Below are 26,067 nucleotides of genomic sequence, written 5' to 3' on the forward strand. Positions count from 1 at the left end.
ACCGCTCCGTCAGCGCCGTCCGTGATCGGCCTTCCGTTCCTCGTCGAGGAGCATGCCGACCGGGGTGGCGCAGGTGTCGCCCCGCCACGCCTCGATGCCCTCGCGGATGGCGAAGACGGCGATCACGAGCGCGGCGATCGAATCGGCCCACGCCCACCCGAGGAGCGAGTTGAGCACGAGTCCGATGAGGACGGCCGCGGACAGGTAGGTGCAGATCAGCGTCTGCTTGCTGTCGGCGACGGCGGTGGCCGAACCGAGTTCGCGGCCCGCACGCCGCTCCGCCCAGGAGAGGAACGGCATCACGATCACGCTCAGCGCGGTGATCACCAGGCCGAGCGTCGAGTGCTCCGCCTCCGGCAGGACGCCGATGATGGTGAGCACGGCGGTGACGCTCACGTACGCCCCGAGGGCGAGGAACGAAACGGCGATGACCCGCAACGTCGGCTTCTCGTACCGTTCGGGGTCGCTGCGGCTGAACTGCCACGCGACGGCCGCCGCAGAGAGCACCTCGACGAGCGAGTCCAGCCCGAATCCCATCAACGCCGCCGAGGACGCGGCGGCCCCCGCCGTGATGGCGACCGCGGCCTCGATGACGTTGTAGGCGATCGTGATCCCGACGATCACGCGGATCCGGCGGTGCAGCGCTCGCCGACGCTCCTCAGGCGGAGCGATGCTCACGCGGATGCCCCGCAGCAGGCCGACGGCCCGTCGACGACCGTCGAGCACACCCCGGTCGATGGCAGCACGAGCTCGACCTTCGCGGCCGCGTCGAGGTCGCCGGCGAGCCAGGCCGTGACGGACCGCACCTGTTCGTAGCCGGTTGCGAGGAGGAACGTCGGTGCGCGGCCGTACGACTTCATGCCGACGATGAAGAACCCGTGCTCCGGATGCCGCAGCTCGCCGAATCCGTGAGGCTCGACGGTCCCGCACGAGTGCAGGTTCGGATCGATGAGCGGCGCCAGACGCGTGGGCGCCTCGACGACGTCGTCGAGGTCGAGGCGGATCTCGCGCAGGACGTCGAGGTCCGGTCGGAACCCGGTCGCGTTGACGACCAGGTCGGTCGCGTGCACGACGACGTCGCCGCCTCGCCGGCCGACGAGCTCGAGGTGGTCGCCCGTTCGGCGGGCCCGAATGATCTCGAATCCGTCGACGAGTTCGACCTCGCCCCTTCGGACCGCCACGTCGAGGCGCCCCCCGAGACGCGCCCGATCCGCGAGCTCGTCATCCGCCGATGCCGAGACGCGCACGGCCGCCCCGGTCCGGATGATCCAGCTCACTCCGGTGCCGGGCACCTCGCGTGCGAGCTGCACCAGCCCCAGCAGCGTGTTCGCGGCGGAATGCCCGGCGCCGACCACGGTGGTGCGGCGACCCTCGAACACCGCGCGGTCACGGCCGAGCACGTCGGGCAACGCCGGCTGCACGAGGTCGGCGACCTCGTCGAGTCCGAGCAGGCCGAGTCCGTCCGAGCCGAGCGGGTTCGGCGTGCGATAGGTGCCCGAGGCGTCGATGACCGCTCGTGCGGCCACCTCCTCGATGCCGTCGGCGGTCCGGACCCGCACGACGAAGGGGGTGGTCGCTCGATTCGCGCTGCGCGTGCGATCCATGCCCTCGCGACTCACGGCGAGCACTTCGGTCCCCGTGCGCACCCGCCCGGCGATGGCATCGATCCTGGAGAGCGGCGCGAGATAGGAATCCACGAGCTCCGTCCCCGACGGGGTGCGCTCGGGATCGGGGTGAACCCATCCGACACGCTCGAGCAGACGGCCGGAGGCCGGATCGACGAGATGCCTCCATGGCGAGAACAGTTGGGTGTGACCCCAGTCGCGGATGCTGTCGGCGATCTGCTCCCCCGCCTCGAGCACCGTGAAGTCGATGCCCCGCTCGACGAGGTTCGCCGCGGCGGCGAGGCCAATGGGGCCGGCGCCGATGATGACGACCGGGAGCGCGGCGAGCCGGTCGGTCACCATGGGGCGCGGGGTCAGGTCGAGCAACGTCACGGGGGCCTCCTGATATCGATGAACTTCGATGTCATCTTCGAACGATGTATCGAAGTTTGTCAATATCGAGTACCGTCGATGCATGGTCACGATGATCGACATCACCGATGTCAGTGCGAACGCCCGCGACGCATCCGGCGCCTGCTGCGCCCCCCTGGTCCGCGAGCCTCTCGGGGCCGACGAGGCCGAGCAGCTCGCGCGAAGCATCAAGGCGCTCGCCGACCCGACGCGCCTGCGGCTGCTGTCGATCGTCGCGGCATCCGAAGGCCGTGAGGCGTGCGTCTGCGACCTGACCGCGCCGGTCGGCCTCAGCCAGCCGACCGTCTCCCATCACCTCAAGATCCTGACCGAGGCCGGGTTCCTCACTCGGAGCAAGCGGGGCACGTGGGCGTACTTCTCGCTCGTCCCGGAGAGCCTCGACCGGGTCGCCCGGGTACTCCTCGCGGCCTGAGGCCGATGCCGGGCAGCGCCCGAGCCGAGCTCATTCGGGGGGCGTGAATCCCAGCGCGACGTCGATGAGGATGCGGGTGCCGTAGCCCGTCGCGCCCTTCGAACGCCAGGAGTCGTCGCCGTCGGACTGCATGGTTCCCGCGATGTCCAGGTGCGCCCACGGAGTGTCCCCGACGAACTCCGCGAGGAACAGCCCAGCCGTCGCCGCCCCGGCCGATGCACCGCCGAGGTTCGAGATGTCCGCGACATCCGAATCGAGCTGCTTGCGGTACTTGCGTTCGAGCGGCAGCTGCCACGCGGGCTCATCGGTGGCATCGGCGGCGGCCTTCACACGGTCGACGAGCGGCTGGCTGGTGCCGAAGAGCGCCGCCGTCGACGGCCCGAGCGCCATGAGGGCCGCACCGGTGAGCGTGGCGATGTCGATGATCGCGTCGACGCCGGCCTCGGTGGCGAGCACGAGGCCGTCCATCATGACGAGGCGGCCCTCGGCATCGGTGTTCTTCACCTCGACGGTCTTGCCCCCACGCGCGGTGAGCACGTCACCGAGCTTGTACGCCGATCCCGACGGCATGTTGTCGGTGCACATGAGCCACCCCGACACCGCCGCCGTCGCGCCGAGGTCGCGCAGCGCGGTGAAGGCCGCGAGCACCGAGGCCGCGCCGCCCATGTCCATCTTCATGAGCAGGTGCATGGGGTCGGAAGGCTTCAGGCTGATGCCGCCGGAATCGTACATGATGCCTTTGCCGATGAGTCCGAGATGACCGGTCGGTTGGCCCGCCGGTGCGAAGCGGAGCACGATGAGCCGCGGCTCCTCGGCGCTGCCGGCGTTCACGCCGAGCAGGCCGCCGCAGCCCATCTCGATGAGCTCCTGCTTGTCGAACGCCTCGACGTCGAATCCGAACCGCTCGCCGAGCGTCGCCGCGACCTCCGCCATGTCGGTCGCCGTGAGGTGACTGGGCGGCGTGTTCGCGAGGTCACGGGCGATCGCGGTCGCTCGCGCGGTCACGACGCCCTGGGCGATGCCGGCGGATGCCGCGGCGGTATCGGCCCCGTCGAGTCGCAGTTCGAGCGAGGCGAGCTTCGGCTCCCGCGCGGTGGCCTTCAGGGCGTCGTAGCGGTAGCGAGCGAGCAGCGCGCCCTCGGTGAGCGCACGGCCGGCGGATGTCGCGTCGACGCCGCCGATCGACGGAACCCGCAATCCGATGCGCGTCGCCTTCGGCACGGCTCGCACGAACGCGGCGGCCGCGTCACGCAGCCCACCCTCGGAGATCCCGGATTCCGCGCCCGTCCCGATGACGACGAGGAGCGTCGCCTCCGCGCCGACGAGCACCAGCGAGGTGCCGGGCTTCGACTCGAAGCCGGCACGGGCCAGCGCGTCGCGGTCGACGGGGACGCCCTCCGGCAGCTCGCCATCGGTGCTCACGAGCACGCCGATGGCCTCGAGCGCACCGGCGCCGAGTTCGTCGACCGCCACCACCTCGACGGCATCCGATGCCGCGAGCGACGGGATGGCCGAGAACCCTGCCGGGATGAGCTTGTTCGGGCTGCGGGTCATCGTGCTGCCTCCGTCGTCGCCGGGCCCGCACCTGCGGGCGCCTCGGTGTGGATCGTCTCGGGATCGACGACCTCGTCGATCGGGTCGTCGTCGTCGGGCTCGAGCTTCTCGGGCAGGTCGCCCTTGCGCACGCCGGGCATGCGCGTCGCCGGCACGATCGCGAGGAGCGCGAGCAGCGCGAGGCCGAGCAGGGAGAGCTGCAGCGCGTGCAGTCGTGCCTCCTCGTTGATCTCGACCGCGGCGGCGATCTCGGCCTCGCTCGCAGAGGTGCCCGCGAGGTCGTTCTCCAGCTGTTCGTTGGTGCGGAAGTCGGCCTCGTTGATGTTCACCTCGCTGATGAGCTCCTGACTGATCTCGGGGTGCGCAGCGGCCGACGTCGCGAGCGTCGACGCGAGGATGCCGACGGCGAATGCCGTGGCGACGGCGATGCCGACCGACCCCGAGAGGTTGTGCACGAGCCCGCGCCACGCTCCGACGTCGCCGGCGAGCTGCTTCGGCGCTGCGGAGAGCAGCGTGTTGAACACCAGGGCGACGATCGCCCCCTGCCCGAGGCCGAGCAGGATCAGGCCGATCACGACGAACGCCTGACCCCATTCGCCGCGCACCGTGAACGCCAGGAGCGTGAGGGCGAGGGCGACGACGACGAAGCCGGCGGTCGCGAGCACGCGCGGCGCGAACCGGCCGTACAGGTAGGCGACGAACGTCGAGGCCAGGAAGATCGAGAGGGTGTACGGGATGATCGAGAACGAGGTCTCGATGCCGCTGAGTCCCTGCACGACCTGCATGTAGAGCGGGATGAGGAAGTTCGCGGCCGTTCCGACGAACAGCATGATGGCCATGCACGCGGTGACCGCGCGCTCGGCGCCGGTGGCCAGCACCCGCAGGTCGAAGATGCGGGGTCGGCCTGCGCTCCCCCGGCGTCGGAGCCACACGAAGAACACCTGCCCGACGACGAGGCCGAACACGATGAGCAGCGGAGCCGGCGAGACGCCGAGCACGTCGAACGGCGCCTGCGCCGTCGCATCCCAGATGCCCCACGTGTTCAGGCCGGAGAAGCCGAAACTCAGCAGCACGATCGCCACGGCTGCCAACGTCGCGCCGACCCAGTCGATGGTGAGGCCGGGTTGGTTCGGCACTTTCTTCAGCCCGAAGCTGAGCAGCAGGTTCACGGCGCCGAGCGCGACCATGAGCGCGAACGACCAGCGCCAGCCGATCGTCGTGGCGAATGAACCGGCGATGAGCAGCGCGAGTACGCCTGCGGCAGGGATCGCGGCGGCGAGCAGCCCGATCGCCTTCGCCTGCTGGTCGCCGTGGTAGTTCGTGGCGATGAAGACCGTGAGCGCGGGAGCGATGAGCGCGATGACCGCGCCCGAGGACGCCTGCGCGATGAAGAGCATCGCGGGGCTCTGCGAGAGCGCGACGCCGGCCATCGCGAGGGCGTGGATGCCGACGGCGATCTGGAACACGCCACGCGTGCCGAATCGCGCACCGATCTTCGCACCGAGCAGGATGAACGCCGCCATCGCGAAGGTGCCGGCCGTGATGGCCGTGCCCACCGACGACGCCGCCGTGTCGAGATCGGTGGTGATGCCCGCCATCGACACCGTCAACGCGTTCACCGCGAACGACGCCTGGATCTGCGTCAGCACCACGACGATCAGCGGAAGCCATGGGGCTTTCGCCTTGACCGCCCCGCCTCCTGCCGCCAGTGCGTCGACCTGCTCGTTCGCCCCCATCAAGCACCCCATCCCCGACTGACGCGACCCGTTCCAGAGGAAGGGCCGCTCATCGATGACAGTAGTGCCAGCGCCGCACCAGAGGAACCATGCACTGCCGCGATCCCGGTAGGCGGTTGGCGCCGATCGTCGCATGGATCAGGTGGCGCCCGGCCCGAACAGCCAGCCTTCAACGGTCGGATCCATGCTCTGAACGAATGGGCGCGCCGTCGAAGCATTCACTCAGCGCATCAATCGGTGCGCGAAGCACGCGTTCGGCCGGCACGGCGACGCATGCGCCGACTCGGGTCACCGATCGGTCGGCATCCCCAACTCGTTGAGCGGGGTGTCGATCGCGCGCTCCGGCAGGCGATCGGCCGTCGGGCACTCGAGCATCGAGTTCGGCGTCGAGTGGTCGATCCGATGCTCGCCCATCGCATGGCCGCAGAGCGGGCACGGACGGGCCGCGATCGGCGTCGGGTCATCCGGTCTCTCGTCGACCACCGGCGACCCGCCGAACGCGGGCGTGAGCGCTCGATCCATGCGATCGAAGAACCGAGTGAACGAATTTCCGGTCCTGCCCTCGGGCGGACTCGTCAGCGTGCGCACCATGCGCGGATGCTACGCCCGCCCGATCGCCGCCGCCAGCACCACGGGACATCCGTTCTACGCTGGAATCATGACGATGCGCGAGTCCCCGAACCGACCGGTCACGATCATCACGGGCGGGAGCCGCGGCATCGGCGCCGCGATCGCCGTTCGGCTGGCCGCCGAAGGGCACGACCTCGTGCTCACGTACCGCGACCGCCTGGCCGACGCCCAGGGCGTGCAGGCCCGGTGCGAGGCCGCCGGCGCACGGGTGCTGCTGATCCAGGTCGACATGGGCGACCTGGATGCCGCGGCGCAGGTCGTCCCCGCCGCGATCGCGCAGTTCGGCACGGTCACCGGGCTCGTGAACAACGCCGGCATCACGGCCCGCATCGGCCCCTTCCTCGACGCACCCATCGAGGAGACCGAGCTGGTGTTCCGCATCAACGTGCTCGCGCCGACCCTCCTCACGCAGGCGGCCATCGCGCACATGGCCACCGATCGCGGCGGCGTCGGCGGCGCCGTCGTCAACATCTCCTCTGGTGCGGCCACGAGCGGGTCGCCGAACACCTACGTGACCTACGCGATGAGCAAGGCGGCGCTGAACGCGCTGACGATCGGGGCGTCGAAGGAGTTCGGCCCGGTCGGCGTGCGCGTCAACACGGTCTCCCCCGGCACCACCCGCACCGAGATCCATGCGGCCGCCGGTCGACCCGATGCCCCCGACGAACGCGCTCCCGGCATCCCCATGCGTCGACCCGGCGAGGTGCACGAGATCGCCGGCGCGGTCGCCTACCTGCTGTCCGACGATGCGTCGTACACGTCGGGCGCCGACATCCGCATCACCGGAGGCAACTGACCCCGGTCCAGGGCACGCCCGCCGCTGCAAGCACGACACGGAACGGCGGATGCCGCGCACCCGCCGTTCCCTCGATCGTGCGCCCGGCCGCGGCATCCGCTCGCCCCCGCGCGCCCGAACGTCAGTGCTCGCCGAACCCGCCCTGCACGAGCGCCGCGATGGCCTCGACCGCGGCTCCGCCATCGGGGTCCTCGCTCGCGATCTCGATCGAGGCGCCCTTCGTGAGCCCGAGCGCCATGATCGCGAGCAGGCTCTTGGCATCGGTGCCGTTCACCGTGACCCGCTGGTCGAAGGTGCTCGCGAGCTTCACGAGTTCGGCGGCCGGCCGCGCATGCAGCCCATCGGCATTCGTGATCGTCTCCCGCCGCACGTGGCCAGCAGCGGCAGCCGCCACGGTCGCGTCGGTCGGCGCCTCGGATGCCGGTGCGCCGGCGCCGCCAGGCCCGCCCGCGGCATCCGGCCCACCGGGTCCGGTGCCGTCGCCCGCGTTCGCCGACCGAGCCGCCGCGACCACGGCATCGAGCGGCTCACCGGCCTCGGCGGCCACGGCCGCCGCGACCCCGCCCTCGACGAGCGGGGCATCGGCGATCGCGACGCGTTCGCGCACGTCGTCGTCGAGGAAGTCGAGCGCGGTCTCGGTCGTGAGGATCGCCGAACCCAGGTCGCACAGGATGACGACGCCTGCGCCGGAGTCCGCCTCGCCGATGGCCGACGTGACGCGATCGAAGCTCGTGCCGATGCGCCCGTCGTCGGTGCCGCCCGCGGCCACGAGCGCGACCGACGGCGCCATCTGCGCGGCGAGTTCGACGAGCCCCTCGGCGATCTTCGACGAGTGCGAGACGAACACGACCCCGATGCGCGCGTCGCCGCCCACCTCAGGCACCGGTCGACTCGGAGGCGGCGTCGGCCGCCGCCCGCAGCAGCAGCGCCGTCGACTGCGCGCCCGGATCGCGATGACCGACCGAACGCTCGCCGAGGTAGCTCGCCCGGCCCTTGCGGGCGACGAGGGGTTCGGTCGCGACGGCGCCCGCCTCGGCCGCGTCGGCGGCGGCCGCGAGCACGGCCGTCGCGTCGGCTCCGGATGCCGCGGCCGCCGTCGCGGCGTCGACCGCAGGCGTCCACGCGTCGATCATGGTCTTGTCGCCCGACTCGGCCTTGCCGCGCGAGACGACCCCGTCGCGCGCCGCGGTGAGCAGGCGCGCGACCGCCTCACCGTCGAGCGAGGAGTCCGAGCCGGCCGCGGCCGCCGCCTTGAGGTAGGCGGTGCCGTAGAGCGGCCCGGCGGCTCCGCCCACCGTGGAGATGAGCGTCATCGCGACCAGCTTCAACACGTCGCCAGGCGTCGACCCGGCGGCGAGGTCGTCGAGCTTGGGAATCACGGCCGTGAACCCACGATCGAGGTTCTCGCCGTGGTCGCCGTCGCCGATGTCGCGATCGAGCCGGATCAGCTCGACGCGGTGCTCCGCGATGACGTCGGCACTTCGCCTGACCCAGTCGACCGCCCAGGTGATGTCCAGTCCCACGCGCCTAACGCCCCCATCTCAACGCCGCCGTCTGCACGGGTGCATCCCACAGCTCCACCAGCTCGTCGTCGAGCTTCAGCAGCGTGATCGACATGCCCTGCATCTCGAGGGCCGTGATGTAGTTGCCCACGAGCGAGCGCTCGACCGTGATGCCGCGCTCGCGCAGCACCTCGTCGGCGCGACGATAGGCCAGGTACAGCTCGACCTGCGGCGTGCCGCCCATGCCGTTGACGAACAGCAGCACCCGGTCGCCCTCGCCGAAGGGCAGGTCCGAGAGGATGGGTTCGAGCAGGCGATCGACCAGTCGATCGGCGGGCTCGAGGCCGACGCGCTCGCGACCGGGCTCGCCGTGGATGCCGATGCCGATCTCGATCTCGTCGTCGCCGATGTCGAAGCTCGGTTCGCCGGCGTGCGGCACGACGCACGCCGTCAGCGCGAGCCCCATCGACCTGGCGTTCGCGTTCACCCGCTCGGCGAGGTCGGCGACCTCGTCGAGGGAGTCGCCGCGCTCCGCTGCGGCGCCCGCGATCTTCTCGACGAGCACCGTGCCGGCGACACCTCGCCTGCCGGCGGTGTAGAGGGAGTCCTTCACCGCGACGTCGTCGTCCGTGACGACCGCGCGCACCGTGATGCCGTCCATCGCGGCGAGCTCGGCCGCCGTCTCGAAGTTCAGCACGTCGCCCGTGTAGTTCTTCACGATGTGCAGCACGCCGGAGCCGCCGTCGACGGCCTTCGTGGCAGCGAGGATGGGATCGGGCGTCGGCGACGTGAACACGGCGCCGGGCACCGCCGCATCGAGCATGCCGAAGCCGACGTATCCGGCATGGAGCGGCTCATGACCGCTGCCGCCGCCGCTCACGATGCCGACCTTGCCGGCGATCGGCGCATCGGCGCGGACCACGTGCACGGGGTCCAACTCGACCCGCACGAGATCGGCGTGGGCCCGTCCGAATCCGGCGACCGATTCCTCGACCACCCGCTTCGGGTCGTTGATGATCTTCTTCACGCTCATCCTTCCCCCGGGCTGCAGGATGCCGAGCGACCATGCATCGGCCCCGACGCAGCACTCCCGTCGCCAACCTACGCCAGCAGGCGACCGGCGTGGAAGAGGATTCTCCAAGTCCCGCGCGGGCATTCCCCCTGAACGGGCCACGGGGCTATGGTGACACTGCGGCCGCAACGATGCGGCGCACGCGAAGGGGGTTGCAATGAATCTCGGGATCATCTTCCTTTCGGAGATGGTGGGCACGGCGATGCTGGTCCTGCTCGGTTGCGGTGTCGTGGCGAACGTCGCGCTCGCGAAGAACAAGGGCTTCAACGGCGGGTTCCTGATGGTGAACATCGGTTGGGGCCTCGCGGTCTTCTCCGGCGTCATCGTGTCGTACGCATCCGGCGCTCATCTGAACCCGGCTGTCACGCTCGGCCTCACGGCGAACTTCCTCGGCAAGGGCGAGACCGAGTTCGTTCCGGGCATCCCGATCGACGGTGCGTCGATCTTCACCTACATCGGCGCGCAGTTCGTCGGTGCCTTCATCGGCGCCATCTTCTGCTGGCTCGCCTACAAGCAGCACTTCGACGACGAGCCCGAGCCCGCGAACAAGCTCGGCGTCTTCTCGACCGGCCCCGCGATCCGCTCCTACGGGTGGAACCTCGTGACCGAGATCATCGGCACCTTCGTGCTGGTCTTCGTCATCCTCGGATTCTCGTACGGCGGCACGCCGGCCCAGCTCGGTGCGATTCCGGTGGCCTTCCTCGTGATCGCGATCGGCGCCTCCCTCGGTGGCCCGACCGGCTACGCGATCAACCCCGCGCGCGACCTCGGTCCGCGCATCGCCCACGCCGTGCTGCCCATCAAGGGCAAGGGCGGCAGTGATTGGAGCTACTCGTGGGTCCCGGTGGTCGGTCCGGTCATCGGCGGCCTCCTCGCAGGATGGGCTGCGCTCGTCCTCCTGCCCGTACTCGGCTGAGCGACGTGCCCGCGCTCGACTGAGCGGGCACCGACGGCAGGCCCGCGCCGATTCGGCGCGGGCCAGCGATCAATGAACGGCGTGCCTCGCGCTGCGGGGCCGCAGACAGAGAGGAAGTCATGGCCGACTACATCCTGGCGATCGACCAGGGAACGACGAGCACCCGCTCGATCATCTTCGACAAGAAGGGGTCGATCATCGCGACGGGGCAGCTCGAGCACGAGCAGATCTTCCCCAAGGCGGGCTGGGTCGAGCACGACCCCATGCAGATCTGGCACAACACGGGCGAGGTGATCGGCCAGGCGCTCGGCAAGGCGAAGCTGACCAGGCACGACATCGCCGCGGTGGGCATCACCAACCAGCGCGAGACCGCCGTGGTCTGGGACAAGAACACCGGTCAGCCGGTCTACAACGCGATCGTCTGGCAGGACACGNCGGCACGACATCGCCGCGGTGGGCATCACCAACCAGCGCGAGACCGCCGTGGTCTGGGACAAGAACACCGGTCAGCCGGTCTACAACGCGATCGTCTGGCAGGACACCCGCACCCAGTCGATCGTCGACCGCCTCGCGGCGGACGGCGGCGTCGAACGCTTCAAGCCGATCGTCGGCCTGCCCCTGGCGACGTACTTCTCCGGCACGAAGATCGTGTGGATCCTCGAGAACGTCGAGGGCGCACGCGAGAAGGCCGAGGCGGGCGATCTGCTGTTCGGCACGACCGATACATGGGTGCTCTGGAACCTCACGGGCGGCGTCGACGGCGGCGTGCACGCGACGGATGTCACGAACGCCAGCCGAACCCTCTTCATGGATCTCGAGACGCTGCAGTGGCGCGACGACATCCTCGAGGCGTTCGACGTGCCGAAGTCGATGCTCCCCGAGATCCGCTCCTCCTCCGAGGTCTACGGCACTGCCAGCCTGTCGAGCCTCCTCCGCGAGGTCCCCGTCGCCGGCATCCTCGGCGACCAGCAAGCCGCCACGTTCGGCCAGGCCGCGTTCGACGCGGGCGAATCGAAGAACACGTACGGCACCGGCAACTTCCTGATCTTCAACACCGACACCGAGATCGTGCACTCGAAGAACGGCCTGCTCACGACGCTGGGGTACAAGCTCGGCGACCAGCCGGCCCACTACGCGCTCGAGGGGTCGATCGCCGTCACGGGGTCGCTGATCCAGTGGCTGCGCGACAACCTCGGCCTGATCTCGAGCGCACCCGAGGTCGAGGAGCTCGCCAAGACGGTCGACGACAACGGCGGTGCGTACTTCGTGCCGGCGTTCTCGGGTCTGTTCGCGCCGTACTGGCGTTCGGACGCCCGCGGCGCGCTCGTCGGTCTCACGAGGTACGTGAACAAGGGGCACATCGCCCGCGCCGCGCTCGAGGCGACCGCGTTCCAGACCAGGGAGGTGCTCGAGGCCGTCAACGCCGACTCCGGGGTCGACCTCACGGAGCTCAAGGTCGACGGCGGCATGATCGCGAACAACACGCTCATGCAGTTCCAGGCCGACATCCTCGGCGTTCCGGTGGTGCGCCCCGTGGTCGCCGAGACCACCGCGCTCGGCGCCGCGTACGCGGCCGGACTCGCGGTCGGGTTCTGGTCCAACCTCGACGAGCTCCGCGCCAACTGGCAGGAGGACTCCCGCTGGGAGCCGAAGATGGACGCCGAGGAGCGCGATCGCCAGATCCGCCTCTGGAAGAAGGCCGTCACGAAGACCTTCGACTGGGTCGACGACGACGTGAAGTGATCCTCCGGCACTGACACGACACGGGCCCCGCGGATGCCGCGGGGCCCGTGTCGCGCGTTCGCCCGCCGCAGCGTGCGAGCCGCCTCAGCGCCGGGTGGCGGCGACCCATTCGTCGAGCTTGCGCGCTGCCGCGCCGCTGTCGATCGTCTCGGCGGCGATGACCATCTGCTCGGCGAAGCGGTCGAGGATCGATCGCTGCACCTGGGACGGATCCTGCGCCAGCGCGAACGACACGAGCCCGGCGGCGGCGTTCAGCACGACGATGTCGCGAACCGGACCCTGCTCGCCCGCAAGCACGCGGTGCACGACCTCCGCGTTGAACGCCGCGTCGCCACCGGCGAGCTGCCCGATCTTCGCGCGGGCGATGCCGAGGTCGCGCGGATCGAGGTCGTGCTCCTTCACCGTGCCGCGAGAGACCTCCCAGACGTGGCTGTGGCCGGTCGTCGTGAGTTCGTCGAGCCCGTCGTCGCCGCGGAACACGAGTGCCGTCGCGCCACGCGTCTGGAAGACGCCGACGATCAGCGGCACGCGGTCGAGGTGCGCCACGCCGACGGCGGATGCCTCGGGCCGCGCGGGGTTGCAGAGCGGGCCGAGGAAGTTGAAGACGGTAGGCACGCCGAGCTGGGCGCGTACGGCGCCGGCATGCCGGAATCCGGGGTGGAACGCCGAGGCGAACGCGAACGTGATGCCGGCCTCGTCGAGCACGGCCCCGACACGGTCGGCCGACAGGGTGAGGTCGATGCCGAGCGCTGCGAGCACGTCGGACGAGCCGGAGGCCGAGCTGGCCGCGCGATTGCCGTGCTTGATCACGGGAACGCCGGATGCCGCGGCGACCACGGACGCCATGGTCGACACGTTCACCGTGCCGAACCGGTCGCCTCCGGTGCCGACGATGTCCAGCGCCATCGGATCCACGTCGAGCGGAACGGCGTGCTCGAGCACGGCATCCCGGAAGCCGACGACCTCGTCGACCGTCTCGCCCTTGGCACGGAGCGCCACGAGGAACGCCGCAAGCTGCGCTTCGGTGGCTGCGCCCGTCATGACCTGCTCCATGCACCACGCGGCATCCGACACGCTGAGGTCCTCTCCTGCGAGGAGGGCGGTCAGGATCACGGGCCAGGTCTGATCGGCGGACATGCTCACGATCCTAGCCACCGGATTCAGGGCCGATTCACGGGCCGTTCACACCCCGGGTTAGGGTGACCTAACCGCATCCGGGGCGACACGAGTCCCGAGGATGACGAAAACTCAGTGCTGATTTCAGCCATAATGGTCTTCGTGACGAGCACCTCATTGACTTTCCAGGCGAGCGCGCCGGTGATCAAACGACCGAACACCGTAGCGGTGGGCACGATCGTCTGGCTCGGCAGCGAGGTCATGTTCTTCGCGGGCCTCTTCGCGATCTACTTCACGCTCCGGTCGATGTCGCCCGAGCTGTGGGCGGCGCAGGCCGACGTGCTGAACTTCCCGTTCTCGCTGACGAACACGATCATCCTCGTGCTCTCGTCGGTGACCTGCCAGTTCGGCGTGTTCGCGGCGGAGCGCATGCAGCCGTACGCCACCGGCTGGAAGCCGACGCAGTGGGGCATGGTCGAGTGGTTCTTCCTCACCTTCGCCATGGGCGCGATCTTCGTCTCCGGCCAGGTCTGGGAGTACGCGACCCTCGTCTCCGAGGGCATCTCGCTCTCGTCCGACTCGTACGGGTCCGCCTTCTACCTCACCACCGGTTTCCACGGCCTGCACGTGACCGGCGGTCTGATCGCGTTCCTCCTCGTCATCGGCCGCGTGTTCGCGGTCAAGAACTTCGGTCACAAGGAGGCCACGAGCGCGATCGTCGTGTCCTACTACTGGCACTTCGTCGATGTCGTCTGGATCGGCCTGTTCCTGGTCATCTACGTCCTCAAATAACCTGCAGCAGGAGCGCCAACCCAGCATGCACGCGAACAGGAAGAACCCCATGAACCGCCAGAAGCGACGCACAGGCCGCAGGCACCCCCTCGCCACGGTCGCACTGCTCGCGATCGGCCTCATCTTCACGGGCGGCGCCTATGCCGCCCTGAGCGCCGGCACCACCGCGCAGGCCGAGACCGACCTCACCTCGCAGCAGACGATCGAAGAGGGCAAGAAGCTCTTCCAGGCGAACTGCGCGACCTGCCACGGCCTCTCCGCCCAGGGCACCGAGACGGGCCCGAGCCTGGTCGGCGTCGGCGCCGCTTCGGTCGACTTCCAGGTCGGTACGGGCCGCATGCCCATGCAGATGCAGGGCCCGCAGGCCCAGGTCAAGCCGGTTCAGTTCACCGACGAGCAGATCCAGCAGTTGGCCGCGTTCGTGGCCTCGCTGGGCCCCGGCCCGTCGATCCCGCCCGCACACCTCGTCGACGGCGGCGGCGACGCCGCGAACGGCGCCGAGCTCTTCCGCATCAACTGCGCGATGTGCCACAACGTCGCCGGTGCAGGTGGCGCGCTCACCGAGGGCAAGTTCGCCCCGGCGCTCACCGAGACCAGCGGCGTGCACATCTACGAGGCCATGGTCACCGGCCCCCAGAACATGCCCGTCTTCAGCGATCTCAACATCTCGCCCGAAGACAAGCGCGACATCATCACGTACCTGAAGTACGTGCAGGACAACCGGTCTCCCGGTGGATTCGAGCTCGGCTCCCTCGGCCCGGTCGCCGAGGGCCTGTTCATCTGGATCTTCGGTCTCGGCGCGATCGTCGCGATCACCGTGTGGATCACGGCGAAGTCCAACTAAGCGCACGTCGGTACCGAAGTACCTGAAGAAGGAGAACCATGGCCCAGGACGACCACAGCGGAGCTGAGCTCGCCGCTGCCGACTCGTCGCATGCCGCGCACGAATCCGATGCCTCCCCGGGCACCGCGCTGATCGTTCAGGACGCATTCGCGAACCCCGGATTCCCGCCGCATCGCCCCCGTGTCACCGACGAGGACCCCAAGCGGGAGAAGCGCGCGCAGCGCACCGTCTACACGCTCTTCTACCTGTCGGCGCTCGGCAGCCTGTGGGCGGTCGCCGCCTACATGCTCTTCCCGATGGAGTCGAACAACGTCGGCGACGTCCGGCTGAACAACCTCTTCATCGGCCTCGGCGCAGCCCTCGCGCTGCTGGCCCTCGGCATCGGCATCGTGCACTGGGGCAAGGCCGTCATGGTCGACGTCGAGCTCGTCGACGAGCGCCACGAGATCGGCGGCTCTCCCGAGACGCAGGCTGCTGCGGCCAAGGTGTTCACCGACGCGGACCGCGAGTCCGGCTTCACCCGCCGCGCCGTGATCCGAAACAGCCTCATCGGTGCGATCGTCGTGTTCCCGCTTCCCGCCGTCGTGCTCTTCCGCGGCTTCGCCCCGCAAGACCAGCTGCCGGTGCCGCTCCTCAGCCACACCATGTGGCGCAAGGGCACCCGACTCGCCCTCGACCCGAGTGGCGTGGCCATCAAGGCCTCCGACGTCACGATCGGCAGCGCGTTCCACGTCATCCCCGAAGGACTCGCCGAACTCGAGCACGGCAAGCTCGAAGAGAAGGCGAAGGCCGCAGTCCTCCTGATGCGCCTCGACCCGAGCGACCTCAACCAGCTCCCCGAACGTGAGAGCTGGTCGTACGACGGCATCGTCGCGTACTCCAAGATCTGCACGCACGTCGGATGCCCCGTTGCGCTCTACGAGCAGCACACGCACCACCTGCTCTGCCCGTGCCACCAGTCCCAGTTCGACGTCGCGAACCACTGCGAGGTCATCTTCGGACCGGCCAAGCGGCCGCTGCCCCAGCTGCCGATCGCCATCGACGACGAGGGTTACCTCATCGCGCAGAGCGACTTCACCGAACCCGTCGGCCCGAGCTTCTGGGAGCGTCATTGAGCACCGCATCGCCCACCACCGGCACGCAGAAGCGGTCGTTCACGACCGCTGCCGCGGTCTACGTGAACGAACGCACGAGCGTCGCCGGCTTCATCAAGGAACTCGGCCGCAAGGCCTTCCCAGACCACTGGTCGTTCCTCCTCGGTGAAGTCGCGCTCTTCTCGTTCGTCGTCATCCTGATCTCGGGCACGTTCCTGACGTTCTTCTTCCAGGCCTCGATGGCCGAGGTGCACTACGACGGTTCGTACGTCCCGCTGAAGGGCGTCGAGATGTCGGTCGCCATGGCGTCGACCCTCGATATCTCGTTCGACATCCGCGGCGGCCTGTTCGTGCGCCAGATGCACCACTGGGCTGCACTGCTCTTCGTGGCGGCGATCGGCCTGCACATGCTGCGCATCTACTTCACGGGTGCGTTCCGCAAGCCGCGCGAGTTCAACTGGGTGATCGGCTTCACGCTGTTCATCCTCGCCATGGCCGAGGGCTTCACGGGGTACTCGCTCCCCGACGACCTGCTCTCGGGCAACGGCCTCCGCATCATCGACGGCCTGGTCAAGGGCATCCCGCTGGTCGGCACCTGGATCTCCTTCCTCCTCTTCGGCGGGGAGTTCCCCGGCACGCAGATCGTCGGACGCCTGTACTCGTTGCACATCATGATCCTGCCCGCGCTGGTCATCGCATTCATCGCGCTGCACCTGGTGTTCGTCGTCGTGCACAAGCACACGCAGTACGCGGGCCCCGGCAAGACCCAGCAGAACGCCGTCGGCCCGCCCGTGCTGCCGGTGTACGCCGCGAAGGCCGGTGGCTTCTTCTTCATCATCTTCGGTGTCATCGCACTCATCGCGTCGCTGTTCACCATCAACCCGATCTGGAACTACGGCCCCTACGACCCCTCACCGGTGTCGGCGGGTACCCAGCCCGACTGGTACATCGGCTTCGCCGACGGCGCGCTCCGCCTCATTCCGCCGGGATGGGAGTTCGTCTGGCTGGACCGCACGTGGTCCTTCAACATCCTCGTACCGCTCATCGCGATCGGGATCTTCATCGTCCTGGTGCTCATCTACCCCTTCATCGAGGCGTGGATCACCGGCGACAAGCGCGAGCACCACATCGCGGACCGTCCCCGCAACGCTCCGACCCGCACGGCCATCGGCGCCGCCGGCGTGACGTTCTACGCGGGCCTCTGGGCCGCGGCGAGCTCGGACATCCTCGCGACGCACTTCTCGCTGACCATGGAGGGCGTGATCCACGCGCTCCAGGCCGTGGTGATCCTCGGACCCTTCATCGCGTTCTTCATCACGAAGCGCGTCTGCATCGCACTGCAGAAGAAGGATCGTGAGATCGTGCTGCACGGCTTCGAGTCCGGCCGCATCGTGCGCCTTCCCGGTGGCGAGTTCATCGAGGTGCACGAGCAGCTCGACGAGTACGACCGCTGGCGACTCGTGAGCTTCGACGCGTACCAGCCGCTCATGATCCGCCCGAATGCTCGCGGCAAGATCACGGTCGGTCAGCGTTTCCGCGCCTCGCTCTCGCGCTGGTTCTTCGAGGACCGCATCGAGCCCGTCACCAAGGGCGAGATCGAGTCCGGCCACGACGGCCACCACTGATCCATCCATTCAACAGTTCGGGCACCGTGACCATGTCGTTCGATACGACCTGGTTCCGGTGCCCGAACTGTCTGTCTGCCCTCTCCTCGATCGATCCCCTGGTGATCGGGTGCGAGAACGGCCATCGCTTCGACGTCGCGCGGCAGGGCACCGTCACCCTCCTTCCGCCACGTGCTCCCCGCACCGTGGGCGACGACCACGAGATGCTCACAGCTCGGGCAGCGTTGCTCGACTCCGCGCTGTACCGACCGATCGCCGAGGCGATCGCAGACCTTACGAGCGACGCTCTGCCACCGGCAGGCTCCGAGCAGGCCGGGCCTCGTCTCGTCGACTTCGGTTGCGGAACGGGCTATTACGCCGCACTGCTGGCATCCCGTATCGCCGCGTCCTCCGTGCTGCTCGCCGACCGCTCCCCCGTCGCCGTGCGCATGGCGACCCGCAATATCCCGGGTGCGAGCGGCGTGGTCCTCGACATCTGGCGCCCACTGCCCCTGCGCGATGCCGCTGCCGATCTCGCCCTCAACGTCTTCGCACCACGCAATCCCGAAGAGTACGCACGAGTCGTCCGCCCCGGCGGCATCCTCGTCGTCGTGGTCCCGCGTCAGCGCCACCTCGCCGAGCTCAGACGCGACGGCTCCGTGCTGTCAGTGCCCGCCGACAAGGAACGCACGGTCGCCGACTCGCTCGGTGCAGCCGGCTTCGAGGTGGCCGCCCGCTGCCGTGTGGAATACGAGGCGACCGTCACGGCGGAACAGAGGACGCATCTCATCTCCATGGGGCCTTCGGCGCACCACGCACGTGACACGACGACCGATGCCGTGAGCGCAGAGGTCTCCTCCGACGTGCCCGCGGCGACGCGGCCGGTGACGGTCTCGGTGGACGTCCTGGCCTTCCGCCGATAGTCCCGAATCTGCCCGCAGTCGACCTGCACCACGTGGCTCTGCCTCCAGGCTCCGCCCGACGGAAGCATAGGACACTCCAGCACGCCGCCAGGTGCCCCTCAGAGACGCCAAACGGCGTCTCGCGGGTCTGTGCAAGCCTCACTGGCGAGATCGCTGCAGGCGGGCACGCGAAAGCGGCCCCCGACACGATCGTGTCGGGGGCCGCTTCGAGGTTCGGATCAGCGCGCGAAGTTGCCGCGGTAGTACTCGTAGACCCAGCCGACGAGGCTGATCACGCCGAGGCCCACGGCGATGAACGAGATCCAGAAGCCGATCGCGAGGCCGGTGAACAGCAGCGCCGCGGAGCCCGCGAGCATGATCGGCCACCAGCTCCAGGGGCTGAAGAAGCCGAGCTCGGGGTCGCCGTCGTCGATGTTGGCGTCGAGACGGTCTTCGGGCAGCTCAGCACCCTGTGCCTTGTGCACGCGTCCGAGGTAGAACGCGATGAACGCGGCCAGGACGGCGCTCAGCGAGATGGCGACGAGGCCCACCCACTCGACGCCGGGCTCGAGGTCATCGACTGCGGTCCACGCGATGTACACCGCGGCCGCGGCCGCGAAGAATCCCGCGAGGATCCAGAAGAGAACGACATTGGCGCGCATCTACTTGACTTCCTTCGTCTCAGCGTCGAACACGGGCGCGTCTGGTGCGTCCTTGCCCGGTCCGATGCCGACGGGGATGCCGGCTTCGGGGTGGTTGAGGTCGAACGCAGGCGACTCCGAACGGATGCGCGGGATCGAGGTGAAGTTGTGTCGAGGCGGCGGGCAGCTGGTCGCCCACTCGAGCGAACGGCCGTAGCCCCAGGGGTCGTTCACCGTGACCTTGGGAGCCCGACGAGCGGTGATGTAGACGTTCAGGAAGAACGGGATCAGCGAGATCGCGAGGATCGCGGAGCCGATGGTGGAGAGCTGGTTCATCCACGTGATGTTGTCTTCGGGCAGGTACGAGTAGTACCGACGGGGCATCGCCACGACTCCGAGCCAGTGCTGGATGAGGAACGTGGTGTGGAAGCCGATGAAGAGCAGCCAGAAGTGCCACTTGCCGAGCGACTCGTTGAGCATCTTGCCGGTCCACTTGGGCCACCAGAAGTAGAAGCCGGCGAACATCGCGAACACGACGGTGCCGAAGACCACGTAGTGGAAGTGGGCGACGACGAAGTACGTGTCGGACACGGCGAAGTCGAGCGGCGGCGACGCGAGGATCACGCCGGTGAGACCACCGAACACGAAGGTGATCAGGAAGCCGACCGACCACACGAGGGGCGTCTCGAACGTGATCGAGCCTCGCCACATCGTGCCGATCCAGTTGAAGATCTTCACACCCGTTGGTACCGCGATGAGCATCGTCATCAATGAGAAGAACGGCAGGAGCACGGAACCGGTGACGTACATGTGGTGCGCCCACACGGTGACCGACAGGGCGGCGATCGCGATGGTCGCGTACACGAGCGTGGTGTACCCGAAGATCGGCTTACGGCTGAACACCGGGAAGATCTCGGAGACGATGCCGAAGAACGGCAGCGCGATGATGTACACCTCGGGGTGGCCGAAGAACCAGAAGAGGTGCTGCCACAGGATGACGCCGCCGTTGGCGGGGTCGTAGATGTGGGCGTCGAACACGCGGTCGGCCGCCGCGGCGAGCATGGCCGCCGCGAGCACCGGGAACGCCATCAGCACGAGGATCGAGGTGACGAGCGTGTTCCAGGTGAAGATCGGCATGCGGAACATGGTCATTCCGGGAGCGCGCATGGTGATGATCGTGGTGATGAAGTTCACCGCGCCGAGGATCGTGCCGAAGCCCGAGAGGCCGAGGCCGAGCATCCAGAGGTTTCCGCCGACGCCCGGTGAGAACGTCGTCGACGCGAGCGGTTGATAGGCGAACCATCCGAACGATGCGGCTCCCTGCGGGGTGAAGAAGCCGGCGACGGCCATCAGCGAACCGAATGCGAACATCCAGAAGGCGAACGCGTTCAGTCGCGGGAAGGCGACGTCAGGTGCGCCGATCTGCAGCGGCATGAGGACGTTCGCGAACCCCGCGAAGAGCGGCGTCGCGAACATCAGCAGCATGATCGTGCCGTGCATGGTGAACAGCTGGTTGTACTGCTCGCGGGTCTGCACGATCTCGAGCCCGGGCTCGAAGAGCTGGGCGCGGATGATCAGCGCCATGACGCCGGCGATGCAGAAGAAGACGAACGAGGTGATCAGGTACATGTACCCGATGACCTTGTGGTCGGTGGACGTGATCCACTTGACGAGGATGTTGCCCTTGCGCTCGACCTTCGAGGCTCCGAAGGGAAGGCTGCTCGACTGCGGCCGAGCCGGTGCGGTCGTGGTGCTCATTCGCCTTCGTGCTCCTCTTTCAGTTCGGGCGCGCCCGTTCCGGGCAGGTTCTGGTTGCGGTCGTACTCGTTGGAGAGCTGACCCTCCTGGCCGAGATCGCGCAACGACTCGATGTAGTCCTCGTACTCCGCTTCGGAGACGACCTTCACGTTGAAGAGCATGAGCGAGTGGTACTCGCCGCAGAGCTCGGCGCACTTGCCCTCGTAGGTGCCCTCACGTTCGGGGACGAACGACATGTAGTTGGTCTTGCCCGGGAACATGTCCTTCTTGTAAAGGAAGTCCACGACCCAGAACGAGTGGATGACATCGCGCGACTCGAGCTCGATCTCCACGTTCTTGCCGACGGGCAGGTAGAGCGTGGGGATCTCGGACTCGACGAGCGAGCCCTCGGGGCCCTCGTCGTCGAGCTGGCCCTGGATGCCGGGCGAGTAGACGTCTTCGTTCACGTAGTTGAAGTCCCACGCCCACTGCTTGGCGATGACCTCGACCTGGACGTCGATGTCGTCGGCGGCGAACCGCTTCTCGATCTCGGCCTGGTCACGAGCCGTGAAGGCGAAGAAGCCGAGCACGAGGATCAACGGCACGATCGTGTAGAAGACCTCGATCGGCATGTTGTAGCGCAGCTGCACGGGGAGGCCGGTCTGGCCCTTGCGGCGACGGTAGGCGATGACCGCCCAGATCGTCAGACCCCACGTGATGACACCGACGATGAGCAGCACGATCCACGACGTGACCCACAGGCCCGAGACGCGCTCGGTGTGGTTCGTGACGGGAGGCTGCCCCTCTTCGAAGCCCGGCAGGAATCCGTTCAGCTGAGCCGTCGTGCACCCTGCGAGTACGAGGCTGAGCGACGCTGCGATCGGGATTGCAGCCCATCGGAGACGGCGATTGTGGCGCACCGGTGACCTTTCGGGAGACTCGAAGGCGCTTCACAGCGAAGCGCATGATCGTGGAACAGCCTACTCCGACTCAGCCCCGCCAGTGTGCATCTCAGGGCCGTTTCGGGCCCCTGCCGCCGCGGAATTCCGCCACCATCGGCGCAAAGAAAGAAAGGGAGGCTGCCAATGGCAGCCTCCCTTTGCTCAGTTCGGATCGATCCTCAGTGGAACGAATCACCGCAGGCGCAGCTGCCTTCGGCGTTCGGGTTGTCGATCGTGAAGCCCTGCTTCTGGATCGTGTCCTCGAAGTCGATGGAGGCTCCGTCGAGGTAGGGCACGCTCATCTTGTCGACGATGACCTCGACACCGTCGAAGTCCACGACCGCGTCACCGTCGAGCAGTCGCTCGTCGAAGTACAGCTGGTAGATGAGGCCAGAGCAGCCGCCGGGCTGCACCGCGACGCGGAGTCGCAGGTCGTCGCGGCCCTCCTGCGTGAGGAGGCTCCGCACCTTGTCGGCTGCAGGGTCGCTCAGCTTCACGCCGTGCGTCGTTTCGGTGATCGTGTCGCTCATGTCTCTCCTCGGTGCGTCGAAGAACGCCTCATGTTCACTGGAAGTCTAACCCGGCGTGCTGCGAGATGACCCGGAATCAGGATGCTCCGCTCCCCCGCGCGTCGAGGCGTGCGAGCAGCAGCGCCTCACTGAGGAGCGCCCGCCTGAAGACGCCGAGGTGCAGCGATTCGTTCGGGCTGTGCGCCCGCGAGTCCGGATCCTCCACGCCGGTCACGAGGATCTGCGCGCCGGGGAACTCCTCGACGAGCTCGGCGATGAACGGGATCGACCCGCCGACGCCGATGTCGACGGGCGGCCTGCCCCAGGCATCCGTCATCGCGGCACGCGTGTCTTCCACGGCCCAGCCGCTGGTGTCGACGAGGAATGCCTGTCCGAGGTCGACGCCCTCGAAGCCGAGCTTCACGCCGAAGGGGGCGTTCGCCTCGAGGTGCGCGCGGATCGCCTCGAACGCCTCCGTGGCGTCCTGGCCGGGCGCGATGCGGGCGCTGACCCGCACGAGCACCTCCGGCACGAGCGTGTTCGACGCGTTCGCGACATCCGGCGCGTCGATGCCCGTGATGGTGACGGAGGGCTTCGCCCAGATGCGCGAGAGGATCGCGCCGTCGCCGATGGGGGTGACGCCGTCGAGGAGTCCCGTCTCGGCGCGGAGTTGGGCCTCGTCGTAGGCGGGCGGCTCGAGGTCCGCGCTCGTGAGGCCCTCGATCGCCACCGACCCGTCGGCCGTCCAGATCGTGTCGAGCAGGCGGATGGCCGCGAGCATCGCGTCTGGCACCGCGCCGCCGTACATGCCGGAGTGCGACGCGTGGTCGAGCGTGCGGATGCGCACGTTGAAGGCGACGGCGCCGCGGAGCGCGACCGTGATCGCGGGCGTCTCGAGATCCCAGTTTCCGGAGTCCGCGACAACGATCGCGTCGGCGGCGAGGAGTTCTCGGTTGTCGCGGAGGAAGTTCGCGAACGAGCGCGACGCCCACTCCTCTTCGCCCTCGATGAAGACGGCGATGCCGAGGTCGAAGTCGCCCGCAGCCTCCGCGAAGGCCCGGATGGCGCCGACGTGCGCCATCACGCCGGCCTTGTCGTCGGCGGCGCCGCGGCCGTAGAGCCGGTCACCGCGCTGGGTCGGCTCGAACGGCGAGGTCTCCCAGTCCTCCTCCTTGCCTGGCGGCTGCACGTCGTGGTGTGCGTAGAGCAGCACGGTGGGTCGACCGTTGCGAGCGGGCCGGCTCGCGACCACGGCGGGCTGGCCGAGCTCCGAGCCGTCTTCGACGGCGGAATGACGGATGTCGACGAGGTCGAACACGCCCGTGTCGCGGAGCAGGGCCGCGACGGCCTCGGCGCTCTGCGCGACGTGCTCGGGGTCGAACGCCGGCCAGGAGACGGACGGGATGCGCACGAGGTTCGCGAGGTCGGCGACGGTCGACGGGAATCCGACGTCGACGGCGTCGCGGATCGCGGCGACGACCTCTGCGGCGCCTGTGGAATCGGGATCGGTGGGCTGGTGCTCGGTCATGCCGGTAATCTTAAGGGGAACCGATTCGAGGGATCCCCGTGGCCAACAACCCCACTGACAACGACCAGCCGAGCGCCGAGACGCTCGAAGAGACGCAGGCGCGTCTCAAATCCAGCGGCAAGGGTGCGCCCACGCCCACGCGTGCCCAGCAGGAGGCCGCCCGCAAGCGACCGCTCGTGCCCGACGACCGCAAGGAAGCGAAGAAGGCGGCGCGCGCGAAGGAGACCGAGGCACGCGAGCGTGCACGGGTCGGCATGGCAGCGGGCGACGAGCGGTACCTTCCGCTGCGCGACCGCGGTCCGCAGAAGAAGTTCGTGCGCGACTACGTCGACGCGCGCTTCAGCATCGGCGAGATTCTCATCCCGGTCATGTTCGCCGTCATCATCCTGACGTTCATCCCCAGCACCGAGGTGCAGGCCATCGGCATCATCGCGCTGTGGTCCTTCTTCCTCGTCTCGGTGATCGACGTGATCATCCTCGGCGCGGTGCTGACCCGCAAGCTCCGGCAGCGCTACGGCGACAAGGCCGAGAAGGTGCGCTGGTACGCGGCGATGCGCGCCCTGCAGCTGCGCATGCTGCGCCTGCCGAAGCCGCAGGTCAAGCGCGGTCAGTACCCGAGCTGACTCCCGGCACGACGAACAGAAGACGACGGCCGGCGGCGGATGCCCCGGCCGTCGTCTCGTCAGAGGGCACGGATGTCGCACCAAGGCCGATGCGCATGGTGCGAACGCCCTGATGCGGGAGTCCGCGCACGGCCGCCCTCGGACGGTGACCGTCAGGCGCGCCGGAACGCGCCGCCGCGAATGAGCGGAACCCGCGTCTCCTCGTCGGTGAGCGAGCCGTGCTGGCCGATCATCGCCTCGGCCTGGCGGTTGGCCTCCCGGCTGTCGTAGTAGGCCACGCCCGCGCGGGCGGCCACGAGGATGTCGCCGATGCGCGGGCGCACCTCGTCGGCGACGGGCCCGTACACGCCGGCCTCGATCGCCTCATCGCGCGAGAACACCCACGCCCGGTGCTCCTCGGCAGCACGCCAGCGGTCGAGCGCGGCGGCTCGCTCCCCCGCGCCGAGGTCGGGCTCGAGGTAGACGGAGAGGAGCCGCGGCTCCCCGCCGAGGTGGCGGACGCCGTCGACGAGTCCGGGCTTCGCATCGACGAACACGTGGCGATGGGCGGGAACGTCGACCACGCCGTGGTCGGCGGTGACGAGCAGGCCGGTCGTGCGCGGCATCCGCTGCTCGAATGAGGCGACCTCGCCGTCGAGTTGCTCGAGCAGGCCGAGCCAGCGGTCCGACTCCCAGCCGTGCGCGTGCGACGCCTGGTCGAGCTCGGGCACGTAGAGGTACACGAGCCGCCGGTCGCCGCCCTGCAGCAGCTCGAGCGCCGCGGCGAACCGGTCGGCGAGCGAGGCGGCTGCGCGATACTCCGCCCCGCGCAGCACGGCCCTCGTGAACCCGGAGTCGGCGTACCGAGCGGCGCCGATGGCGAAGCTCTCGATGCCCTGCGCGGAGGCGCGCTCGAAGACGGTCTCGGATCGCTGCCAGGTCTCGGGCACCATCGCCGCATCCCAGCCGCTGAGCTGGTTCACGAGCCGGTCGTTCGCCACGTCGAGGGCCCGGTAGCCGACCAGGCCGTGTTCGCCCGGAAGCCGACCGGTCGTCAGGCTCGCCAGCGCGGCGGCCGTGGTCGAGGGCAGCACCGTGCGGATCACGTCGCGCTTGGCCATGCGCGCGGAGAGGAAGCGGGCGTGCCCGGCGCGCGACTGCAGGTTGGTCGCACCGAGTCCGTCGACCAGGACGACGACGGCACCGGATGCCGCAGGCAGCCCGAACGCGTTCTCGCCACCCGTCAGGCTGGCGAGCGAACTGCCCATCACTCCGGTGAGGCGCGGAGCGTCGTCGGCGGGCACCGGTAGCATGGCAGGCATCGCGCCCAGTCTCGCATAGGCAGGGCGCGCCCTTCGTT

At 68.8% G+C, this 26,067-nt stretch carries 25 protein-coding genes and 1 pseudogene; 11 read left to right on the forward strand and 15 right to left on the reverse strand.

Annotated elements, in window-relative coordinates; translation table 11 throughout:
- Positions 1-9 precede the first annotated feature (9 nt).
- Both ASE68_RS09830 and ASE68_RS09835 read right to left on the reverse strand, forming a co-directional pair.
- A complete protein-coding gene (locus ASE68_RS09830) occupies positions 10-678 on the reverse strand; it encodes a cation transporter (RefSeq protein WP_055861085.1) in 669 nt (222 codons plus the stop codon).
- Complete coding sequence (locus tag ASE68_RS09835; RefSeq protein WP_055857857.1) at positions 675-1,997, reverse strand: FAD-dependent oxidoreductase; 1,323 nt, start codon at positions 1,995-1,997, stop codon at positions 675-677. Before ASE68_RS09835 ends, ASE68_RS09830 begins: the two co-directional genes overlap by 4 nt.
- 82 nt (positions 1,998-2,079) lie before the next feature.
- On the opposite strand from ASE68_RS09835, the gene ASE68_RS09840 reads away from it, so the two are divergent.
- Positions 2,080-2,448 carry a helix-turn-helix transcriptional regulator gene (locus ASE68_RS09840; protein ID WP_157421597.1) on the forward strand — a complete coding sequence of 123 codons (369 nt, stop codon included), beginning with the start codon at positions 2,080-2,082 and terminating at the stop codon, positions 2,446-2,448.
- A gap of 30 nt (positions 2,449-2,478) precedes the next feature.
- Here ASE68_RS09840 and ASE68_RS09845 read toward each other — a convergent pair whose 3' ends face one another.
- From ASE68_RS09845 to ASE68_RS09855, 3 genes are all read right to left on the reverse strand, one after another.
- Positions 2,479-4,002: a leucyl aminopeptidase gene (locus tag ASE68_RS09845; protein WP_055857859.1), complete on the reverse strand. Its 1,524-nt coding sequence runs from the start codon at positions 4,000-4,002 to the stop codon at positions 2,479-2,481.
- Positions 3,999-5,738: an MFS transporter gene (locus ASE68_RS09850; RefSeq protein ID WP_082462154.1), complete on the reverse strand. Its 1,740-nt coding sequence runs from the start codon at positions 5,736-5,738 to the stop codon at positions 3,999-4,001. The genes ASE68_RS09845 and ASE68_RS09850 overlap by 4 nt, the downstream gene beginning before the upstream one ends.
- 288 nt (positions 5,739-6,026) lie before the next feature.
- Positions 6,027-6,329: a hypothetical protein gene (locus ASE68_RS09855; RefSeq protein WP_157421598.1), complete on the reverse strand. Its 303-nt coding sequence runs from the start codon at positions 6,327-6,329 to the stop codon at positions 6,027-6,029.
- 67 nt (positions 6,330-6,396) lie between these two features.
- On the opposite strand from ASE68_RS09855, the gene ASE68_RS09860 reads away from it, so the two are divergent.
- Positions 6,397-7,164 carry an SDR family NAD(P)-dependent oxidoreductase gene (locus tag ASE68_RS09860; protein ID WP_200921693.1) on the forward strand — a complete coding sequence of 256 codons (768 nt, stop codon included), beginning with the start codon at positions 6,397-6,399 and terminating at the stop codon, positions 7,162-7,164.
- 121 nt (positions 7,165-7,285) lie between these two features.
- Here the strand turns inward: ASE68_RS09860 and dhaM are convergent, their stop codons facing one another.
- Genes dhaM through dhaK form a run of 3 tightly spaced genes read right to left on the reverse strand, consistent with a single transcriptional unit; the run spans position 7,286 to position 9,693 of the window.
- Complete coding sequence (gene dhaM / locus ASE68_RS09865) at positions 7,286-8,047, reverse strand: dihydroxyacetone kinase phosphoryl donor subunit DhaM (RefSeq protein WP_082462155.1); 762 nt, start codon at positions 8,045-8,047, stop codon at positions 7,286-7,288.
- On the reverse strand, positions 8,040-8,687 hold the full coding sequence (dhaL, locus tag ASE68_RS09870; RefSeq protein WP_055857865.1) for a dihydroxyacetone kinase subunit DhaL: 648 nt from the start codon (positions 8,685-8,687) through the stop codon (positions 8,040-8,042). The genes dhaM and dhaL overlap by 8 nt, the downstream gene beginning before the upstream one ends.
- A 4-nt stretch (positions 8,688-8,691) precedes the next feature.
- Positions 8,692-9,693: a dihydroxyacetone kinase subunit DhaK gene (gene dhaK / locus ASE68_RS09875; RefSeq protein WP_055857867.1), complete on the reverse strand. Its 1,002-nt coding sequence runs from the start codon at positions 9,691-9,693 to the stop codon at positions 8,692-8,694.
- Between the two features lie 202 nt (positions 9,694-9,895).
- Between dhaK and ASE68_RS09880 the strand changes: the two genes are divergently transcribed.
- The 3 genes and pseudogenes from ASE68_RS09880 to glpK form a co-directional block, all read left to right on the forward strand.
- Positions 9,896-10,654 carry an MIP/aquaporin family protein gene (locus tag ASE68_RS09880; RefSeq protein WP_055857869.1) on the forward strand — a complete coding sequence of 253 codons (759 nt, stop codon included), beginning with the start codon at positions 9,896-9,898 and terminating at the stop codon, positions 10,652-10,654.
- A 119-nt stretch (positions 10,655-10,773) separates the two neighbouring features.
- A partial coding sequence (locus ASE68_RS19860; protein WP_255353505.1) for an FGGY family carbohydrate kinase occupies positions 10,774-11,088 on the forward strand: 315 nt, incomplete at its 3' end.
- Position 11,089: 1 nt separating this feature from the next.
- Positions 11,090-12,397 (forward strand): annotated as a pseudogene (gene glpK, locus ASE68_RS09890) (glycerol kinase GlpK); the annotation flags it as partial.
- A gap of 84 nt (positions 12,398-12,481) precedes the next feature.
- Here the strand turns inward: glpK and trpD are convergent.
- On the reverse strand, positions 12,482-13,534 hold the full coding sequence (gene trpD, locus ASE68_RS09895) for an anthranilate phosphoribosyltransferase (RefSeq protein WP_055857874.1): 1,053 nt from the start codon (positions 13,532-13,534) through the stop codon (positions 12,482-12,484).
- Positions 13,535-13,666: 132 nt separating this feature from the next.
- Between trpD and ASE68_RS09900 the strand changes: the two genes are divergently transcribed.
- From ASE68_RS09900 to ASE68_RS09920, 5 genes are read left to right on the forward strand one after another with little or no spacing between them, the layout of a single operon-like run.
- Positions 13,667-14,305 carry a heme-copper oxidase subunit III gene (locus tag ASE68_RS09900; protein WP_055857876.1) on the forward strand — a complete coding sequence of 213 codons (639 nt, stop codon included), beginning with the start codon at positions 13,667-13,669 and terminating at the stop codon, positions 14,303-14,305.
- 49 nt (positions 14,306-14,354) lie between these two features.
- Positions 14,355-15,149 (forward strand): c-type cytochrome, encoded by a 795-nt coding sequence (locus ASE68_RS09905; RefSeq protein ID WP_055857878.1) that lies wholly within the window; start codon positions 14,355-14,357, stop codon positions 15,147-15,149.
- Positions 15,150-15,187: 38 nt separating this feature from the next.
- A complete protein-coding gene (locus ASE68_RS09910) occupies positions 15,188-16,264 on the forward strand; it encodes a ubiquinol-cytochrome c reductase iron-sulfur subunit (protein WP_055857880.1) in 1,077 nt (358 codons plus the stop codon).
- A complete protein-coding gene (locus ASE68_RS09915) occupies positions 16,261-17,868 on the forward strand; it encodes a cytochrome bc complex cytochrome b subunit (protein WP_055857882.1) in 1,608 nt (535 codons plus the stop codon). The genes ASE68_RS09910 and ASE68_RS09915 overlap by 4 nt, the downstream gene beginning before the upstream one ends.
- 32 nt (positions 17,869-17,900) lie before the next feature.
- Positions 17,901-18,770 carry a methyltransferase domain-containing protein gene (locus ASE68_RS09920; RefSeq protein WP_082462156.1) on the forward strand — a complete coding sequence of 290 codons (870 nt, stop codon included), beginning with the start codon at positions 17,901-17,903 and terminating at the stop codon, positions 18,768-18,770.
- A gap of 218 nt (positions 18,771-18,988) precedes the next feature.
- Here the strand turns inward: ASE68_RS09920 and ASE68_RS09925 are convergent, their stop codons facing one another.
- The 5 genes from ASE68_RS09925 to ASE68_RS09945 all read right to left on the reverse strand — a co-directional run bounded on the left by ASE68_RS09925 (position 18,989) and on the right by ASE68_RS09945 (position 24,105).
- A complete protein-coding gene (locus ASE68_RS09925; RefSeq protein WP_055857886.1) occupies positions 18,989-19,411 on the reverse strand; it encodes a cytochrome c oxidase subunit 4 in 423 nt (140 codons plus the stop codon).
- Positions 19,412-21,148, reverse strand: a complete 1,737-nt coding sequence (gene ctaD / locus ASE68_RS09930; RefSeq protein WP_055857888.1) for a cytochrome c oxidase subunit I — start codon at positions 21,146-21,148, stop codon at positions 19,412-19,414.
- Positions 21,145-22,047: a cytochrome c oxidase subunit II gene (gene coxB / locus ASE68_RS09935; protein ID WP_055857890.1), complete on the reverse strand. Its 903-nt coding sequence runs from the start codon at positions 22,045-22,047 to the stop codon at positions 21,145-21,147. Before coxB ends, ctaD begins: the two co-directional genes overlap by 4 nt.
- 200 nt (positions 22,048-22,247) lie before the next feature.
- Positions 22,248-22,598 carry an iron-sulfur cluster insertion protein ErpA gene (gene erpA / locus ASE68_RS09940; RefSeq protein ID WP_055857891.1) on the reverse strand — a complete coding sequence of 117 codons (351 nt, stop codon included), beginning with the start codon at positions 22,596-22,598 and terminating at the stop codon, positions 22,248-22,250.
- Between the two features lie 76 nt (positions 22,599-22,674).
- Positions 22,675-24,105: a dipeptidase gene (locus ASE68_RS09945; protein WP_055857893.1), complete on the reverse strand. Its 1,431-nt coding sequence runs from the start codon at positions 24,103-24,105 to the stop codon at positions 22,675-22,677.
- Positions 24,106-24,143: 38 nt separating this feature from the next.
- Between ASE68_RS09945 and ASE68_RS09950 the strand changes: the two genes are divergently transcribed.
- Entirely contained in the window at positions 24,144-24,728 is a 585-nt protein-coding gene (locus ASE68_RS09950) for a DUF3043 domain-containing protein (RefSeq protein WP_082462157.1), read from the forward strand.
- A gap of 152 nt (positions 24,729-24,880) precedes the next feature.
- Here ASE68_RS09950 and ASE68_RS09955 read toward each other — a convergent pair whose 3' ends face one another.
- Positions 24,881-26,029, reverse strand: coding sequence for an alkaline phosphatase family protein (locus tag ASE68_RS09955; RefSeq protein ID WP_055857899.1), 1,149 nt, complete (start codon positions 26,027-26,029; stop codon positions 24,881-24,883).
- Between the last annotated feature and the right edge of the window lie 38 nt (positions 26,030-26,067).

It is taken from the genome of Agromyces sp. Leaf222 (assembly GCF_001421565.1).
Taxonomy (GTDB): Bacteria; Actinomycetota; Actinomycetes; order Actinomycetales; family Microbacteriaceae; genus Agromyces.

Bases quoted from the DNA above. Each gene is read 5' to 3' on its own strand.
- ASE68_RS09845 (WP_055857859.1), bottom strand. From the start codon at position 4,002: ATGACCCGCAGCCCGAACAAGCTCATCCCGGCAGGGTTCTCGGCCATC.
- ASE68_RS09920 (WP_082462156.1), top strand. From the start codon at position 17,901: ATGTCGTTCGATACGACCTGGTTCCGGTGCCCGAACTGTCTGTCTGCC.
- ASE68_RS09905 (WP_055857878.1), top strand. From the start codon at position 14,355: ATGAACCGCCAGAAGCGACGCACAGGCCGCAGGCACCCCCTCGCCACG.
- erpA (WP_055857891.1), bottom strand. From the start codon at position 22,598: ATGAGCGACACGATCACCGAAACGACGCACGGCGTGAAGCTGAGCGAC.
- ASE68_RS09840 (WP_157421597.1), top strand. From the start codon at position 2,080: ATGGTCACGATGATCGACATCACCGATGTCAGTGCGAACGCCCGCGAC.
- ctaD (WP_055857888.1), bottom strand. From the start codon at position 21,148: ATGAGCACCACGACCGCACCGGCTCGGCCGCAGTCGAGCAGCCTTCCC.
- ASE68_RS09910 (WP_055857880.1), top strand. From the start codon at position 15,188: ATGGCCCAGGACGACCACAGCGGAGCTGAGCTCGCCGCTGCCGACTCG.
- ASE68_RS09855 (WP_157421598.1), bottom strand. From the start codon at position 6,329: ATGGTGCGCACGCTGACGAGTCCGCCCGAGGGCAGGACCGGAAATTCG.
- ASE68_RS09955 (WP_055857899.1), bottom strand. From the start codon at position 26,029: ATGCCTGCCATGCTACCGGTGCCCGCCGACGACGCTCCGCGCCTCACC.
- ASE68_RS09945 (WP_055857893.1), bottom strand. From the start codon at position 24,105: ATGACCGAGCACCAGCCCACCGATCCCGATTCCACAGGCGCCGCAGAG.
- ASE68_RS09900 (WP_055857876.1), top strand. From the start codon at position 13,667: ATGGTCTTCGTGACGAGCACCTCATTGACTTTCCAGGCGAGCGCGCCG.
- ASE68_RS09850 (WP_082462154.1), bottom strand. From the start codon at position 5,738: ATGGGGGCGAACGAGCAGGTCGACGCACTGGCGGCAGGAGGCGGGGCG.
- ASE68_RS09880 (WP_055857869.1), top strand. From the start codon at position 9,896: ATGAATCTCGGGATCATCTTCCTTTCGGAGATGGTGGGCACGGCGATG.
- ASE68_RS09860 (WP_200921693.1), top strand. From the start codon at position 6,397: ATGACGATGCGCGAGTCCCCGAACCGACCGGTCACGATCATCACGGGC.
- trpD (WP_055857874.1), bottom strand. From the start codon at position 13,534: ATGTCCGCCGATCAGACCTGGCCCGTGATCCTGACCGCCCTCCTCGCA.
- ASE68_RS09925 (WP_055857886.1), bottom strand. From the start codon at position 19,411: ATGCGCGCCAATGTCGTTCTCTTCTGGATCCTCGCGGGATTCTTCGCG.